Source organism: Syntrophotalea acetylenivorans, from assembly GCF_001887775.1.
GTDB classification, from domain to species: Bacteria; Desulfobacterota; Desulfuromonadia; order Desulfuromonadales; family Syntrophotaleaceae; genus Syntrophotalea_A; species Syntrophotalea_A acetylenivorans.
In genome coordinates this window covers 3,125,315-3,141,497 of record NZ_CP015519.1, presented here as the reverse complement: position 1 = coordinate 3,141,497, position 16,183 = coordinate 3,125,315, and the positions used below count along the sequence as shown (strand labels likewise).

Here is a 16,183-nt window from a genome sequence, read left to right as displayed (position 1 = left end):
AGCCTGTCTTGACCGGTGTGGCTCCAGGATTGGATGTCAAAGAGAAGGCTGCGGCTGCTCCTGCTTCTATTAAGCCTTTGCCTCAATCGCCGTTCAGTATTTTTTCCACGGCCTCGTTCATATCGGCAACGACAAGAGCATTGGCGTGTCCGATCAGGGCCTCGTCACCCGGCCGGTACTTGCCGGTTTGTACCAGAATACCACGCATGCCGGCTTTCAGGGCCGCCCCTACGTCGGAGCGGGCATCGTCACCGATCATGGTGACCCGTTCCAGCGGACAGCTGAACTCTTCCCGAGCGGCGGCAAAGAAATCGGGAGAAGGTTTACCGAGCACCAGTGCCTTTGTGCCGGCAGCGTATTCGAGGGCAGCGACAAAGGGGCCGGCATCGAGTTGCAAACCGTCGCGGCCTTCGAAACAGGCGGTGCGGCCGGTAGCAATGAGTTGCGCCCCCCCTTAAGAAGGCGAAAGGCGTGGTTGAGATTAGCGTAAGTAAAGTGCTGCAGGGCACAGCCAACCACCACCGCATTAGGGTCTTGCTGATGCAGGTCGGAAAAATCTTCTTCCAGATCGGGATGGACCAGCAGGTAGGGTCTCAGGTTGTGCTTGAGCAGGTGCCGCCGCACCACCAGGGGCGCGGTAAAGAGTTCTTCAAGGGCTATATCGAAACCGATTTCGCTCAAAACCTTCTGCAGATAACGGAGACTTTTGCTGGAAGTATTGCTGACAAAACGCACCCGGTAGCCCTCGTGCCGCAAGCGATTCACCGCCTCGATAGCTCCGGGCAGAGGCGTGCGACCTACATGCAGGGTACCGCTTAAATCGATAAAAACACATCGGGCCATAAGGCTCGGTTTCCTTTCCTGAAAATTGGCATCACCGGCCTTCATAAGAGCAGAAGCTGCTTTTATACCTTACTTAAACGTAGTCGGGATAGGCCGGCTGGTACATCCACGTGTAAATATAGTTTAGCAGATCGGCCGGTCGCTTCGTACGAGCCAGACCTCGCTCGTATACCAGTTCTGCCACAGCCACGGCAATGCTGGCGGAGACTTCGCGAATTTTTGTCAGGGGGGGATATACCGAAGATTGAGCCAGGTCGGCATCGGTTACCTGCGCGGCCAGAGCCCGCGCCGCCGCCAGGAACATCTCATCGGTTATACGTTCCGCCCCGGTGGCCATGGCGGCCAGGCCGATGGCGGGAAAGATATAGACATTGTTGCCCTGGCCCGGCACCAGAATGCGTTTATCCAGAGCCACCGGAGCAAAGGGGCTGCCGCTGGCAAAGATCGCCCGGCCGCCGGTGGCGGCATAGGCCTGCTCGGCGGTACATTCCGAATTACTGGTGGGATTGGACAGGGCAAAGATGATCGGCCGTTTATTGAGGGACGCCATCTCGGCCATCACCGCATGGTTAAATGCCTGTCCCTGACCGGAAACGCCGATCAGAGCCGTCGGCTTAAGGCTGCGCACGGCTCTAAGCAAATCGGTCTGCTGCGGGTAGTCGTGGGCAAAGGGGCGCTTATGAATCGCCAATTCCTTCCGATTTTTCACCACCAGCCCCTTGGAATCGACAAACCAGCAACGCTGACGGGCCTGCTCCTCACTCAGACCTTCGGCCATCAAAGCGGCCACCAGCAGGCTCCCGGTTCCCGTTCCGGCTTCACCGGCACCGAGGAACAGAAAGGTCTGCTCCGTCAGAGTACTTCCGGTCAGACGCAGGGCAGCGTAAATACCGGCCAGAGCGACACTGGCCGTACCTTGAATATCATCGTTGAAACAGCAGACGCGATTTTGATAGGTCTTCAGCAGACGAAAAGCATTGCAGTTGGCAAAATCCTCGAACTGAATCACCGCCCGGGGAAAAACTTCCTGTACCGCCAGGACGAATTCCTCGATCAGTTCATCGTACTCGGCGCCCCGGATGCGGGGCTGACGCATTCCCAGATAGAGAGGATCCCGCAGCAACTCATCGTTGTTGGTACCGACGTCGATGGTCACCGGCAGGCAGTAGGTCGGATGAATACCGGCACAAGCCGTATAGAGAGAGAGCTTGCCCACAGGAATGCCCATACCGTCGACACCGAGATCTCCCAGGCCGAGAATCCTCTCACCATCGGTCACCACCACCATGCGCACATCCTCGTAGCTCCAGTTGCGCAGCAGTTCGGCGATGCGCCCCTTATGGACCGCCGAGAGATAGAGGCCCCGTCCCTTGCGATAAATATGAGAAAACTGCTTGCAGGCCTGACCGACGGTAGGGGTGTAGATGACCGGCATCAGCTCCTGCAGATGATCGGTCACTACCCGATAAAACAACGCACGGTTCCGATCGAACAAAGCCATCATGGCGATATATTTACCGAGCGCGGTATTGTTGCGGCGCACCCCTTCCATCACCCGGCTGACCTGATCGTCCATGGTCGAAACATGAGCCGGTAACAAACCGATAAGGCCTAAAGACTCCCGTTCAGCGCAACTGAAGGCGGTACCCTTGTTGAGCATCGGGTTTTGCAACAGGTCATTGCCGGTAGGCAGCGGAACGCCGGGGCGGCCCAGATAAGGGGATGTGGGGTTTTCCTCGGTCATTGAATCTTCTTTCGGCAGGAAGGATGGAGAGCAGGCTATAGTCAGCTTCCAAATGCGGATTAATCTAAGTAATTGCGGATATACTGGCGGCTGAGATATAGGCCGATGGAGGCGCCAAAAACCGCGGCAAAATAGCCGGTCATCAGACCGACCTTGATACCGAGCCACCAACCAAGGGCGGCCCCAAGGCTGACGCCCAAAATTACCACGAACATTTTGATCATGGTTTTTCCTTAGAGTAACCGCGCAAGTCTCAAAATCGGCGGGTCGCGTCCCGCCGGACGCCCTACTTTTGTCCGAGCCAACAAAAGTAGGCAAAAATGGCTGCCACTGCGTGGAGCAGCAGCTTGTCCGGACAGCGAAAGCAACGACCGTTGGGCCGTGCCTCAACAACGGCAGTTTCTTTTCGGCGCCCTCTCTTCTGACAATTTGGCGCTAAAGCGATTGGTTCATATCACTTGCGAGCCTGAGGTCTATTTTTTGCTGGGTTTTAAAACCTAACAACACAGATGCAAAGCCGTTGCGGTAGGGGTTGCCGCTACCGGCCGGGGATCTGCGAAGCTAAAAGCTGCTGCCAAACTCCGTCTCGTACCGCTGGCGAAACTCATCCAGGGTAAACTGATGATTCTGGGTGCCGTTGTGCTCGATCTTGATCGATCCCATCAGTGAGGCAATGCGTCCGGTAGTTTCCCAATCGAACCCCTGGTTCAGGCCATAGATTAGACCGGCCCGATACGCATCTCCGCAACCTGTGGGATCGTTGACCTCGCCCGGAGTCACGGTGGGAATCAGGTATTCGTCGCCATTACTGTAAATGACCGACCCCTTTGCGCCGCGGGTAACGATCAGCGCCTCGACCCGCTCGGTGATCTCCGCCACACACAGCCCGGTCTTTTCCTGCAGCAGCTGCCATTCGTAGTCGTTGACCGTCACCCAGGTGGCCTGATCGATAAAATTGCTCAGCTCTTCGCCGCTGAACATGGGCAACCCCTGACCGGGATCAAAAATAAAAGGAATATCGGCCGCAGCGAACTGGGCGGCATGTTCGATCATGCCTTCGCGACCGTCTGGAGAGACGATCCCCAGGGCAACGTCCGCCACTTCATCGATAGCGTTGCGATGGGCGAACCCCATGGCACCGGGATGAAAGGCCGTGATCTGGTTATCGTCCAGGTCGGTGGTGATATAGGCCTGGGCGGTAAGGGTATTGTCCACCTCGGTCACATACGTGCCGTCGATGCCGCAACTCTCCATCCACTGCCGATAGGGAGCGAAATCCTGACCGACGGTGGCCATGGGCAGGGGCTGGCCACCAAGCAACTTGAGACCGTAGGCGATATTGCCGGCGCAGCCGCCGAACTCGCGGCGCATCTCCGGAACCAGAAAACAGACGTTAAGGATATGCACCTGGTCGGGCAGGATGTGATTTTTAAAACGGTCACCGAAGACCATGATGTTGTCGTAAGCAAAGGAGCCGCAGATCAAGGTACGCATGAAGGGATTGTTCCTTTCGTTCAGTTAAAACGGGGATTAGCTATAACAGTATAGGAAGTTGTTCACAATAAACTTACATTTTGCCCGAAATTGAATGCGATGTACAGTCGCCCCTTAACCAAGCAGGACAATTGGCCGTACGGTTTGAATTTCTTGAAGTTGAAACATGCCTACGAGCCAAATCCAAGCGGAAGGTATTCTTGCCGACACGACGCTGGAAAGTCATATCGCAACAAACTTTTTGGTTGGCAGCACAGAAAAAGCGGCACCCCTACTTACGGGTGCCGTTGGTTAAGCATTAACGCCAAGTGGCACTGTCTAATGCCCCTTACCTACCAGTGTTTGCCATATATTGAACACAGCAATAATAAAACCGCCGGGTCTGAATCTTGGGTTCGGACCAAGCTAACCCATTGAATCTATGAGCAAAGCATCAAGGAAATTGCTGTAATTTGGGCATAAATAGCCAACTTGATGCCCAAATTCAGTTCTGTAAAGATTGTCAGTTCGTTCTCACAATTCTTAGAGGCTCATTTTTACCGATAAAAACAAGGCCTGTCATGTCTATTAATAATTAAAGCCCAGGCATTTACCTTGGTTCGCCCCCAAAGAAACCACCCCAAAGACACCTCTATCTACTTACTCCCTCTCCAATAATTATTCGCAGCCGCAACTGTTTGGAAGTGAATGGCGATCACCTGCGAGCAGGCAATGAGCGAATCGGCATCATTGGCATAAATTTCACGCAATTTAAACAAAACCTCTTTGTCTGGCTGGGTCGTTTTAACTCCGATGCGGGCTAATTTAACAGCCAGGTCAAATCCTTGCTGTGGCGTTTCGGTAATCAGGGAGAGAGGTTTTGCAACTTTGGCCATTTCCTTCTTCATTTCATGCGAATCTGCAAAGGATAACGAAACCGCCATGAACAAAAAAATCGAAACACATGCGACCATCAAGGTTTGCTTCATTTTTGTTTCTCCTTTCAAGAAAAAGATAGGCCTCACTCTGCCAGACCATATTTGATGGCGTTGCAAAAGGTCCGCTCTACGGCGTTACGGCATTTTTTCAGGACCTCGACATACGAGATGTATGCCTTCGCCCTTGAAAAACACCAAGCATTAATAAGACGAATTTTTTTTTAGCCATCCTATGAGTTAGTTCAGTTCGTATAGTGCTGTAAATTTAGTAGGCCATCGTGGCCATCATCTTGGGTGATATGGCCCCGGCCGGAGGCGCCAGAGCAGTTGCCAAAAATCTGTACAAAAACACCATTAACAGGTTTGTGATTTTTATAATCTAGTTCCCATAAACAAACCGTTACAGTGCTGCCAGCGGTGAATGACGACTCCAATACTTGCGCAAGGTACTTGTTATCAATCCGGGGTTATCTTGCTGATCTTCGAACCTTGTAGCCCAAGACCTGCCATCAGTCCTTTCTGATCAAAGAAGAAGGCGTAGATATCTTCCTTAGCGGTCGAGGTGGTCAAACTGCCCGCCTTTCCCTTATCCACCACTACGATGGTGGGTCCTACGCCGACCTCCCAACCACTGCTTTTTTGCAAATAGCTCAAGGCTTCGTCGGTCATCAGGAACATGGCGTAACCGAAAGACTGGGCTCCGACCTGCAGACCATAGGAGGCCGCAACGGTGTTGTAATAGCCGACGGTCGCACCATCCACCAGCAGGGCCCCCTCGCCAAATTGTCCGCCGATCACCAGGCCGGCCTTCACCACATCCGGAAACACCAGGATTCCCTTGGCGACTTTGGAAAATTCCAGTGCCGTCGGCGAACCCGCGTAAAGATCCGCCAACCCCACCTTGACCTTTTGGTCAATCTCGGCCGCAGAATCGGCATAGACTGCCTGCCGTCCAAAACCGATAATCAGCAACAGGACCAACCAGACAATGCATGACGGAGAAAAATGAATGGATTTCATTGCGAACTCCTTTCAAAAAAACTCTGAGCATATGTTGCAAGCAAGGCGGCAAAACTCAACCAAATCACCTCTACCACCTGGCAACCGATGAATCATGGCTTTCCCTGTGAGGCAACAAACACCTACCAACCTACAAAACAGTCCTTCCCTTTATGACCCATCCAATAAGCGCAGGGGCGAAAAGATGTCGTTTGGTGACTAATCTCTCTGCCGTCAATCAGGTACACTTACCGATATTTTGAGTAGAACACGAACGAACAGGGTTTCTCCTCTCACCTCTTCTGATTTGATACAAGTAGTTCTATTTTTTCTATTAGTACCGGCATACAAATTCAAGGCTAGCAGACAACGGATAAAAGTAAACGCATACCCGGGTCATCGCTTGTGAATTCTGCGCAGCATAGTTAAAGCGGAAAATCAGTCAAAAGCCAGGGTGACGATCAGCACCGCCGCCAGGTAAAAGAGCGGATAGATCCACAGCATGTACTGATCAACTTTCTGTACCCATTTGATCATACCGGTCAGTTCCAGGCGCCGAATGATGACGTTGAAAACCAACACCAGGCTGGTTACCAGAAAACCTGAAACGATAATCGAGTCCATGAAGGTAAGATAACCGAGGCGTGGCAGATCGCCGGAAACTGTGAAGTTGAAGGCGACAAAAATCAGCAGGTTGGTGCCAGCAACGTCGACCCGTTTGGCGTAATCCTTGGAAAAGAAGATAATCCAGGAAACGGCGATAATCACGAACAACGGCAGAAAAATGCGAAAGATATAGTAGGTGAGATGCCGCTTGGCCTTGAACTGGAAATTAAACCGGGATACCGGCCGCAAGGAACTGGACAGGTCGCTTGTGACGCTGGCGGTCGAATCGACCACCACCCATTCCTCTTCGCCCAGTTTCATGCCTACCTGGTTAAATTCCTCCAGAGGTTGAAACACGAAGAATTCTTCGGGGTAGAGATTGTCGATGCGAATAGCGAACTGCTGTTGGTCGAAGGGAAAACGGCGAAAGTTGAAGTCGGGGGCTTGCAGGGTGGTGGAGAATCGCTCCAGGTAGACGGCGTTGCCCTCCGGAAAGACCACCACGTAGCGATTCTGTACCCAGCGTTTGCCCTGCTGGTTGAAGATGGTGAATTCCGGCCAGGGGATATGGGACTCCGAGGCGAATTTGGCGAAGGCTTCGTCGCGAAACAGCTTAAAGGGACACTGGCAGCGATCGGGACTGAAGGCCAGGGCCGGATCGTGCCAGCGCATCTGCAGGGTGGCCACTACGCCAAAGTTCTCTGCCTTTTGGTCGACGCTGGTGATCTGCTGCAGGCGCAGACCGACCTGCACCGGCACAGGCTGTTTCAGGAGCGCTCTGCCGCCTGACGCGACATTGCCGGTCAAGACAGCCGGTTCATCAAGACCCGCCAGCAGGCGGAAACTGCCTTCGGCCAAAGTATCCTCGCTGATCTGTCCCTTGAAGCGCAGCAGGTAGTTTTCGGCGGCGGCGGGAAAGGTATACTCCAACAGTGCGATGCCGGGTCGTTCGCCGGGCTGGCTGTTGCGCACCGGTTTGTCGCCGTAATCATGCAGGGTGAAGGTCGGCAGAGGCTTGTTCGGGGGGCCCGCAAAGTAAAGGTAGAGGGTTTCTCCGGCCTTAACGCCATTCAGGAACAGGTAGGTGGACGGCCGCTCAGCGCTGATCGTCACCTTGGTTTCCTGAACCGGAGCAAGGCCGCTGCTGGCGGTTCGATTCAGCAGGGCAATCCGCGCCCCGGTCGAGCGAGCCTCGCCACCGAGCACGGCCGGGGCGTCGAGCCCCAGCAGCAGACGAAAACCACCGAAGGTTTCCCGGGCTATGGCGCTGCGCAGTTGCAAAACATAAGTTCCGTTTTGCGGGATGCGAAATTCCAGTTTCGCACCGTAGCCAGGGGCGCTGTCATCATCCCACGCAAGATTGTAACGATCGGCAAATTCGGGAATCATGACCAGCGGATCCCCCCCGGCGGCAATGGTCTTCTCCAACTCAACGCTAAAGGCTTGGCGCAAAGCGCTGATGTCGGTGCCGGGCCGGACCAGCACCAGGAAGGGATCAAGGCTATCCGAGATGCCTTGAGCATAAGCATAGAGTGTCTGGCCCTTTTTTAAATCAGGCAAGGTGTAGACAAGCCGCTCACCCGTTTCGACACGGCCGATTATTTCCTGGACGGCGGCACGAGCCGCCCTGACCGGCTGAGGAACCAGAAAATACGCCACCAAAGCAAGCCAGAGCAGAGACCGCAATAGTAGAGTCTGCACACTTCGGCGCGATCTCAGCCTCTGCAATCTGACCATTAGGCTAACGCCCATCACCTGCCCTCCTCCCGGTTCTCTCTTCCATTATTCTAAGCGCCCAATGGCTCTTTCTTTGATCTCGTTTGTGCTTGCAAATGTTCCTTGCCGTGATCTTGTGCCGTTTGATTTTCCCGTGAAGTGACCCGGCTGACAAGAGGGTCGGCGGTCCATTCACACTGTTCTTTCTCCAGCTAACTTTGGCTGGTGACCTAAGTGCCGATCCTCTGGTGTGCACCTTTATTGGACAACTGAGACGGTTACGGCAGAGCTCCCAACGGTTTTTGGACCTGAGTAAACTTACATTTCAGAGAGGGTGATGCGGCACATCGTGAAACCGAAAGCCAGCCTTACTGAGCTGGAAACCGTCTGCAAGGCCACGGGTTTGATGATGTCCCCATGCGGCGCAGAACTGCCCAGAGACTTTTGTATCTATTTAGAATGCTACCTGGATTTTGCTCTGGTTCAAGCTCGGCACAGCCAATTTGCTCCTTATCAACACCCCACCGGTCCGTAAAGAGCATATCTCTCCTGCGGCATGACCTTGCGGATTTAATTGACCAAAAACCTCTTCAAGCAAGGAGAGAGAACAAGCCGGAGAACTCAAAAGAGAAATGTCGCCAATACCGAGAGCATCAAAATGATTCGATCGCGTCTTAATTTTCCCGAAAAACTGCAGAGCCCCCGATCGATTACGACCAGGGGGCTCTATAAATGCCTTAAACAGAGTTCTTCAGCTGTTGTCGGGCCTGCTAGAGCAGCTTCTTTACTGCTTCCAGCGCCGCAGCATAATCGGGCTCATCGACGACTTCATTGACCAGTTGGTAATAGACGATCTTACCGGCGCGATTGATCACCAGCACCGCCCGAGCCAGCAGCTTGAGCTCCTTGGTCAGCAGACCGTAGTGCAGGCCGAAATCAAGCTCCTGATAATCGGACAGAGTTTGCACACCCTCGACACCGGCGGCACCGCACCAGCGTTTTTGGGCAAAGGGAAGATCGACGCTGATCGTGTAAACCACAAGGTCGTCCGACAAACCTGCGGCCTCTTCGTTAAAACGGCGGATCATGGTGTCGCATACCGGCGTATCCAGAGACGGGACCACCGTAATCAAACGTACCCTGCCTTTGGAGTCGTTGAGGGTCACGGGCTTGAGATCATTATCGACCACGGTAAAAGGAGGAGCTTGATCGCCAACGGATATCTCGGGGCCGAGCAGGGTCAGGGGGTTGCCGTGGATGGTAACTATGCCGGTACGTTCCTTGGTCATGGTCTTCCTCCTTGGGGATAAAATGCGGGAGCCGACCCGGATGTTGAAGCCGACTGAACGTTAATATGATTCTTCTGGTCAGAATTCAAATTTAACCGCCCTAACCGGCTCTGTCAAGCAGGGTTCGGGTCTTTCTTGCAGATACCGCAACGCTGACAACCCGATACACAAGGGGATGTCAGTTGCCCTTCTGCCGCCCTTAGATACTCCTGCCAGAGATAGTGGCGGTCAACGCCGCTGTCGATGACCTCCCAGGGGAAAAGTTCTTCGGCACCCCGTTCGCGAGTGACATAGAAACCCGCATCGAGCCCGGCCTGTTTACAGGCCTTACGCAAATTATCTCCCGCAGCCAGGGAGGGCAGAGTGCGCCCAGTGCGTCGGTCGCCCCGGGCCAGAAAGGCCTGCAGTTCGGCGCCACGCAATGATTCGAAAATCACCTCGGTGTTGGGCAACCGGCCTATGGCAGCGCGAATTTTACGAAAGCGCTTTTTCAAATCCGCTTGGGAAGCCATGGCAGCCCACTGCAACGGAGTGAAGGGCTTAGGGATAAAGGGATTGACAGACAGGGTCAATTGTCCGAGGCGGCCGCGCTTTTTCCCTTCGGCCAACCAGAGGCTGCGAATCTTTTCCGTCAGAGACAACAGCTCGGCGAGATCGGCTTCACATTCGGTGGGAAGGCCGAGCAGAAAATAGAGTTTGAGGTTGGGAATGCCGCCCTCGACCACTAATTGCACCGCAGCAAGGATCTGCTCTTCGTCGAACCCCTTATTAATGAAATTTCTCAGCCTTTGACTGCCGGCCTCTGGTGCCAGCGCCACGGTGCGATGCCCCGACTCTTTTAGAGCCGCAACCTCACCTGCCGTAAGAGAATCGATGCGCAAACTAGACACGGAAATCTGGCCACCTGCCTGCTGAATCTGATGCTCTAAATCGGCGATGGCACTGTGATCGGAGACAGCCGCACTGACCAGGCCGAGTTTCTGGCGATGGCAAAGCCCCTCGGCAAACTGGCCCGTCAGGGCAGCGGCGCTTCGTTCCCGGGGCGGCAGATAAATATACCCCGCCGCGCAGAAACGGCACCCGCGACCGCATCCGCGGGAGATCTCCACCAGAGACATGTCGCCGAATTCCGTGTCATCGGTATGGATGAATGTTCGACTCTGGGATTCGTCAAGGCGTCCCAGCCATTGGCGTCGGACATGTTCGGGAGCAGGCGGGATAGATTCATAAGCCGCCAGGGTCCCGTCCTCATGGTACTCGATGGAATAACGGGAAGGAACATAGATGCCGGGTTTCCGGCATAGTTTATCCAGCAATATCTCTCGGTCGCCGCAGCCTCCCTGCAGGGTATCGAGCAAATCGGGCAGGATTTTCTCTCCTTCGCCGACGGCGAACAAATCCATGATCTCCGCCAGTGGCTCGGGGTTGAGAAAAGCGCAGACCCCGCCGCACATCACCAGGGGAAAATCATCACCCCGTTCGACAGCCCACAGAGGGATTCGGGCCAGATCGAAAAGAATCGGCAGATGCAGATAATCGTTCTCAAAAGAGATGGAAAAGGCGATCAGGTCAAAATCGCTTAGGGGCCGTGCTGACTCGAGAGAAAAGAGACTAAAACCGGTCTTTCTATGTTCGGCCAGATCAGCGGCATCCGGCAGAAAGAAGCGTTCGCAAAGACAATCGGGCCGACGGTTCAGGGCATGGTGCACCCATTGAAAGCCGAGGTTGCTCATAGCCTGATGGTAGGTATTGGGATAGACCAGAGCCACACTCAGACGGCCGCCCCAGGAATGAGGAGCAGGTCCCTCCTCAGCGGCAAGCCGCCTGCGTGCGTTTTCTAAAAGTCTGCGAGACATAGAGGTTCCAGGTTAGATCGGCAAGGCTGGCTTTTGGCCAACGGGGCAATAGATACACCTTATAGTAGCAAATGCCCGCCCAGAAAATAAAGAAAAGGGGACCGCATAGGCGGTCCCCGGGGACGAGGGAGTCGTCACTTCATTGCATGACGGGTGAAAACACCAGTCTATATAGCCGGCACCGGCACAGCTGCATAGGGCCTCAAAGCCCAACTACAGCGGACAAGCGGAGTCTTGCCACCACAGAATAACAGCCTTCGGCCGGCAACAAACAAATTAAATGGAGGTTGAGCTAGTCGACCCGCTTACGCAAAAAGGTCGGAATATCGTACTCGTGGTCTTCGCTGGAGGTTGTCCGCAAGCCACGGGGCGCATCCTTCTGGCGCTCACGAATAAAGGTCGGCAGATCGCGGTCGACCTTGTCGGTAGTCAGATTGATGCGATTCTGCAACTCTTCCACATTGCGCTTGCCCTTTTCGAAGGAAGCACCGAAACCGGTGGCGATGGCGGTAATCTTGATGGTATCGCCGAGCTCCTCGTTGATCACCAGACCAATGATAATGTTGGCGTCTTCGTGGACCTTTTCGTGAATAATACTGCTAGCCTCGTCGAATTCTTCCATGGTCATGCTCGACGAACCGGAGATGTTAACCAACACCCCTTTGGCGCCGGAGATATCGATCTCCTCCAGCAGCGGGCTGCTGATGGCCTGTTGAGCGGCTTCGCTGGCCCGGCGCTCACCCTCGGCGATGCCGATGCCCATCATGGCCATGCCCCGTTCGCTCATAATCGCTTTGACATCCGCAAAGTCGACGTTGATCAGACCGCTGGTGGTAATCAGGTCAGAGATACCCTGCACGGCCTGTCGCAGCACGTCATCCGAGGGGCGAAAGGCATCGAGGATGCTGGTGTTCTTGCCCGACAGTCCGAGCAGCCGGTCGTTGGGAATAACGATCAAGGAATCGACAACTTCTTTGAGGCGGTCGATGCCCAACTGGGCTTTTTTCAGTCGCTGCTTGCCCTCGCGGGTAAAGGGCTTGGTGACTACACCGACGGTCAGAGCACCGAGTTCCTTAGCAACTTCGGCGATAACCGGAGCGGCGCCGGTGCCGGTACCGCCGCCGAGACCGGCAGCGATAAAGACCATATCAGCCCCATCGAGAGTTTCAGCCAGCCGCGCTCGATCTTCCAAAGCCGCTTCGCGGCCCATTTCCGGGTTGGCCCCGGCTCCGAGGCCCTTTGTGAGTTTGGCACCGAGCTGCAATTTCAGAGGCGCCTGGCTATTACGCAGGGCCTGTGCATCGGTATTGGCGCAGACAAACTCCACCCCATCGAGATGCGACATGATCATGGTGTTGACTGCATTTCCGCCACCACCGCCGACGCCGATTACCTTGATTTGGGCCGTCTGATCGATACTTTCGTCAAATTCAAACATGACTCCCTCCCTCTCTGCGGACGCCGAATGTTTCTCCGTAACCTTCAGCGTCTGTTGATGTTACAAACTTACTGCACTCGCAAAAACCTTGTTCTTATCAAAAGAATTCGTGCAGCCATTCCTTCATGCGCCGCACTACTTTATCGAATACATTGTCCTGGCCGATCATGAACTTGTGGGCCTTGAGGTTGCGGCTGCCGTATTTGACCAGGCCGACACCGGTAGCGTATATGGGTGAATTGACCACGTCGGTCAGGCCGCCGATCCCCTGGGGCACACCACGCCGAACCGGCAAGTTGAAAATCTGCTCGGCCATTTCCGGCATTCCCGGCAGAATCGAGGTACCGCCGGTGATCACCACGCCGGAGGCGATAAAATCTTCGTAACCGCTGCGAATGATCTCCCGATTGACCAGGGTGAAGATTTCTTCCACCCGGGGTTCGAGAATCTCTGCCAGCAGTTGGCGCGAAAGGACCCGCGGTTCACGACCGCCCACGGAAGGCACTTCGATGCTTTCATCCTTGCCCACCATGGAGGTCAAGCAACAACCGTACTGCTGTTTGATCTTTTCCGCTTCGGCCATGGGGGTCCGCAGGCCGACAGCGATATCGTTGGTCAGATGGTTGCCGCCCAGGGACAATACCGAGGTGTGTTTGATGGCACCATCGAGGTAAATGGCAATATCGGTGGTACCGCCGCCGATATCGACCATGGCGACCCCGAGCTCCTTTTCGTCGGCGGACAACACCGACTCGGAGGAGGCCAACTGCTCAAGAACGATATCGGCTACGTTGACGTTGGCCCGATTGCAACTCTTGACGATATTCTGTGCACTGGCCACCGCGCCGGTGACGATATGGACTTTGGCCTCAAGGCGCACACCGCTCATTCCGAGGGGCTCCTTGATGCCGTCCTGATCATCGATGATAAATTCCTGTGGCAGCACATGAATCACTTCCCGGTCCATAGGGATGGCCAAAGCTTTGGCCGCATCGATGACCCGGTCGATATCTTCCTTGGTGACCTCGCGGTTTTTAATCGCGATCACGCCCTGGGAATTAAATCCTTTGATATGCCCGCCGGCGATACCGGCAAAGACCGACTTGATTTCGCAGCCGGCCATCAGCTCCGCTTCCTGCAGAGCCTTATGAATCGACTCGACGGTGCTCTCGATATTAATTACCACACCTTTTCGCAGCCCCCGGGAAGGGCTTGTACCGATGCCGACAATATCAAGCCCCTCGTCGGTCAGATTGCCGACGATCGCACAGATTTTGGTCGTACCGATATCGAGCCCGACGATCAGGTTCTCCTTGTGATTGCTCATGGTGTGCCTTCCCCCTTGGTAACTTAGCCCCGGCCGCGATTGCGATGGCTCTCGAGCTTGACAATAACGCGTTCGACAACATTCAGATCGATATAATCGATGGAAGCGAGCCGGGGCCGCAACTCACGATAGATGCGCTCCAGGCGATCGAGTTTAGTGCTATAACCGTTATGACCGAAACGCACCGGCACTCCGCCCCGATAAGTATAGAGGGTAATACCCTCCTGTGCCGTAACCCTCAGTTCCGACACCTGATCCAGACTGAATACCCGGCGCTCCGAAAGTTCATCCAGCAGCCCCAAAGCCCCCAGAAGCAACTCACGAGCCTGTTCCGGGTTATCCAACAGCAACTGCCGATCGATCCCGGATATCAGAGGGTAATCGAGACGGTCGCCAGCATCAAGCATTTTAAAGATTTCACCGTCAATATCAACATAATAGAGGTATCCGAGGCGAACAATGGCTTGAGGCTGTCGCTCTTGGATACGAATCGTCACTTCATTAGGAAAAACCCGTTCCACTCGTGCACTGGCGACCCAGGGGTTTTCTTCGATCTTGGCGCCGATCATATTGAGGTCGAGGTCGAAAATATTGCTGCCCTGTTCGATATCCGACAGAGCCAATACTTCCTCCTGCTTGAGGCGCTGGCTATTCTCGACACGCACAGATGTCACTGCGAAGTAGCCGGAGACCAGCAGCAGCCTTCCAATCAGCACCGCGCCGAACAGAAGAAAGGCCGCACTGCCACAGAAGACCGTGACCCTGAACAAGCGGGCCAGCAGTTGTTTCCAGGGCAAGGGCTTTTTCTGTTTTTTCAGCCGGTTTCTACGAACCGACCTGGGCTGTTTGAGGCTTCGCACGCTATCCCCTATTTATTGATTCCGGCTCCCGCCAGAATCCGTTCGACCAACTGATCGAAGGAAATGCCGGCGGCAGCGGCGGCCTTCGGCAGCAAGCTGGTTTCGGTCATGCCGGGAATGGTATTGGCTTCGAGACAAAAGAATTTATCGTCGCGAATCATAAAATCGATGCGGGCTGCGCCGGAACACCCCAGAATATTGAAGACCTCTACCGCGGCTTGTTGCAGATTGGCATAGAGTTCCGATTCCAACGGCGCCGGCAACAGATATTCGGTGCGGCCTGCGGTGTACTTGGCTTGATAATCATAAAACCCACCTTCGGGCACCACCTCGATTATCGGCAAGGCTTCACCGTCGAGCACACCGACCGTCACTTCCCGGCCGGCGATAAATTGTTCAACCAACACCAATTCGTCATGGCGCAAGGCTTCTTCCAATGCGGGCTGAAGTTCTTCTTCTTTGCGCACCAGGCTGATACCGATTGTCGAACCTTCCCGGGCCGGCTTGACCACTACTGGCAGTGGCGGGCATTCGGCCAACGGGCCTTGCACAAGATCGGCAGCCGTACATTCGACAAAAGCCGGGGTCGGCTGGTTATGATAGACCAGCAACTTCTTGGTCACAACCTTGTCCATGGCCATGCTCGACGCCAGCACCCCGCTGCCCGTGTAAGGCAGTTGCATGATTTCCAGCAGGCCCTGAACCGTACCGTCCTCACCGTAACGCCCGTGCAAAGCGATAAAGACCTTTGAAGCCTGCTGCCAGGTCAAGCGACTCGGCAGATCGCGACCGGCGTCGATAGCAAAAGCGGCATAGCCCAACCTTTTCAGGGATTGAAGAACTGCTTCGCCAGTCCGCAGGGACACGTCCCTTTCCGCCGAAAGGCCACCCATCAGTACCGCTATCGGTTTTTCTCTCGGAGTGTCGCCGATCATTCCTATCTATCGCTTTCCGCTGCCGTAACCGGCAGCTCGATTTAACGTTTTATTAGTTGACACCTTCACAGATAGCTAAGCAAAATTTTCGTCCTACAAGGCCCGGTGGTTTTTCAGGGGCGAAGGCATACCTCATAGTATGTCGAGGTCCTGAAAAAC

General features: G+C 54.6%; 13 protein-coding genes and 1 pseudogene. All 14 read right to left on the bottom strand.

Going from position 1 to position 16,183, the window contains the following annotated elements; translation table 11 throughout:
* Positions 1-82: 82 nt before the first annotated feature.
* Positions 83-397, bottom strand: a complete 315-nt coding sequence (locus A7E78_RS14985; RefSeq protein WP_335743817.1) for an HAD hydrolase-like protein — start codon at positions 395-397, stop codon at positions 83-85.
* 209 nt (positions 398-606) lie between these two features.
* A pseudogene (locus tag A7E78_RS15680) lies at positions 607-843 on the bottom strand (TIGR01458 family HAD-type hydrolase); the annotation flags it as partial.
* 73 nt (positions 844-916) lie between these two features.
* The gene (locus tag A7E78_RS14405) at positions 917-2,587 is read right to left on the bottom strand and encodes an NAD-dependent malic enzyme (protein ID WP_072284912.1); all 1,671 of its coding nucleotides are present in this window, start codon (positions 2,585-2,587) and stop codon (positions 917-919) included.
* A gap of 59 nt (positions 2,588-2,646) precedes the next feature.
* Positions 2,647-2,811 carry a hypothetical protein gene (locus A7E78_RS15120; RefSeq protein WP_158516122.1) on the bottom strand — a complete coding sequence of 55 codons (165 nt, stop codon included), beginning with the start codon at positions 2,809-2,811 and terminating at the stop codon, positions 2,647-2,649.
* A 337-nt stretch (positions 2,812-3,148) separates the two neighbouring features.
* Entirely contained in the window at positions 3,149-4,081 is a 933-nt protein-coding gene (locus tag A7E78_RS14400; protein ID WP_072284911.1) for a carbohydrate kinase family protein, read from the bottom strand.
* A 635-nt stretch (positions 4,082-4,716) separates the two neighbouring features.
* Complete coding sequence (locus tag A7E78_RS14395; RefSeq protein WP_072285186.1) at positions 4,717-4,956, bottom strand: hexameric tyrosine-coordinated heme protein; 240 nt, start codon at positions 4,954-4,956, stop codon at positions 4,717-4,719.
* Positions 4,957-5,454: 498 nt separating this feature from the next.
* Entirely contained in the window at positions 5,455-6,018 is a 564-nt protein-coding gene (locus tag A7E78_RS14390; protein ID WP_072284910.1) for a lipid-binding SYLF domain-containing protein, read from the bottom strand.
* A 417-nt stretch (positions 6,019-6,435) separates the two neighbouring features.
* Complete coding sequence (locus A7E78_RS14875; RefSeq protein ID WP_083553162.1) at positions 6,436-8,355, bottom strand: ligand-gated ion channel; 1,920 nt, start codon at positions 8,353-8,355, stop codon at positions 6,436-6,438.
* A 734-nt stretch (positions 8,356-9,089) separates the two neighbouring features.
* Positions 9,090-9,608, bottom strand: coding sequence for a thiol peroxidase (tpx, locus tag A7E78_RS14375; protein WP_072284908.1), 519 nt, complete (start codon positions 9,606-9,608; stop codon positions 9,090-9,092).
* Between the two features lie 113 nt (positions 9,609-9,721).
* Entirely contained in the window at positions 9,722-11,464 is a 1,743-nt protein-coding gene (locus tag A7E78_RS14370; RefSeq protein ID WP_072284907.1) for a radical SAM protein, read from the bottom strand.
* A 292-nt stretch (positions 11,465-11,756) separates the two neighbouring features.
* The gene (ftsZ, locus tag A7E78_RS14365; RefSeq protein WP_072284906.1) at positions 11,757-12,902 is read right to left on the bottom strand and encodes a cell division protein FtsZ; all 1,146 of its coding nucleotides are present in this window, start codon (positions 12,900-12,902) and stop codon (positions 11,757-11,759) included.
* Between the two features lie 97 nt (positions 12,903-12,999).
* On the bottom strand, positions 13,000-14,229 hold the full coding sequence (gene ftsA / locus A7E78_RS14360; protein ID WP_072284905.1) for a cell division protein FtsA: 1,230 nt from the start codon (positions 14,227-14,229) through the stop codon (positions 13,000-13,002).
* 23 nt (positions 14,230-14,252) lie between these two features.
* Positions 14,253-15,089 carry a cell division protein FtsQ/DivIB gene (locus A7E78_RS14355; protein ID WP_072284904.1) on the bottom strand — a complete coding sequence of 279 codons (837 nt, stop codon included), beginning with the start codon at positions 15,087-15,089 and terminating at the stop codon, positions 14,253-14,255.
* Between the two features lie 8 nt (positions 15,090-15,097).
* Positions 15,098-16,024 carry a D-alanine--D-alanine ligase gene (locus A7E78_RS14350; RefSeq protein ID WP_072284903.1) on the bottom strand — a complete coding sequence of 309 codons (927 nt, stop codon included), beginning with the start codon at positions 16,022-16,024 and terminating at the stop codon, positions 15,098-15,100.
* Positions 16,025-16,183: the final 159 nt, after the last annotated feature.

What these genes read in the sequence shown, in the direction of transcription:
- ftsZ (WP_072284906.1), bottom strand. Translation starts at nt 12,902, where the DNA reads ATGTTTGAATTTGACGAAAGTATCGATCAGACGGCCCAAATCAAGGTA.
- A7E78_RS14395 (WP_072285186.1), bottom strand. Translation starts at nt 4,956, where the DNA reads ATGGCCAAAGTTGCAAAACCTCTCTCCCTGATTACCGAAACGCCACAG.
- A7E78_RS14390 (WP_072284910.1), bottom strand. Translation starts at nt 6,018, where the DNA reads ATGAAATCCATTCATTTTTCTCCGTCATGCATTGTCTGGTTGGTCCTG.
- ftsA (WP_072284905.1), bottom strand. Translation starts at nt 14,229, where the DNA reads ATGAGCAATCACAAGGAGAACCTGATCGTCGGGCTCGATATCGGTACG.
- A7E78_RS14370 (WP_072284907.1), bottom strand. Translation starts at nt 11,464, where the DNA reads ATGTCTCGCAGACTTTTAGAAAACGCACGCAGGCGGCTTGCCGCTGAG.
- A7E78_RS14405 (WP_072284912.1), bottom strand. Translation starts at nt 2,587, where the DNA reads ATGACCGAGGAAAACCCCACATCCCCTTATCTGGGCCGCCCCGGCGTT.
- A7E78_RS14350 (WP_072284903.1), bottom strand. Translation starts at nt 16,024, where the DNA reads ATGATCGGCGACACTCCGAGAGAAAAACCGATAGCGGTACTGATGGGT.
- tpx (WP_072284908.1), bottom strand. Translation starts at nt 9,608, where the DNA reads ATGACCAAGGAACGTACCGGCATAGTTACCATCCACGGCAACCCCCTG.
- A7E78_RS14400 (WP_072284911.1), bottom strand. Translation starts at nt 4,081, where the DNA reads ATGCGTACCTTGATCTGCGGCTCCTTTGCTTACGACAACATCATGGTC.
- A7E78_RS15120 (WP_158516122.1), bottom strand. Translation starts at nt 2,811, where the DNA reads ATGATCAAAATGTTCGTGGTAATTTTGGGCGTCAGCCTTGGGGCCGCC.
- A7E78_RS14875 (WP_083553162.1), bottom strand. Translation starts at nt 8,355, where the DNA reads ATGGGCGTTAGCCTAATGGTCAGATTGCAGAGGCTGAGATCGCGCCGA.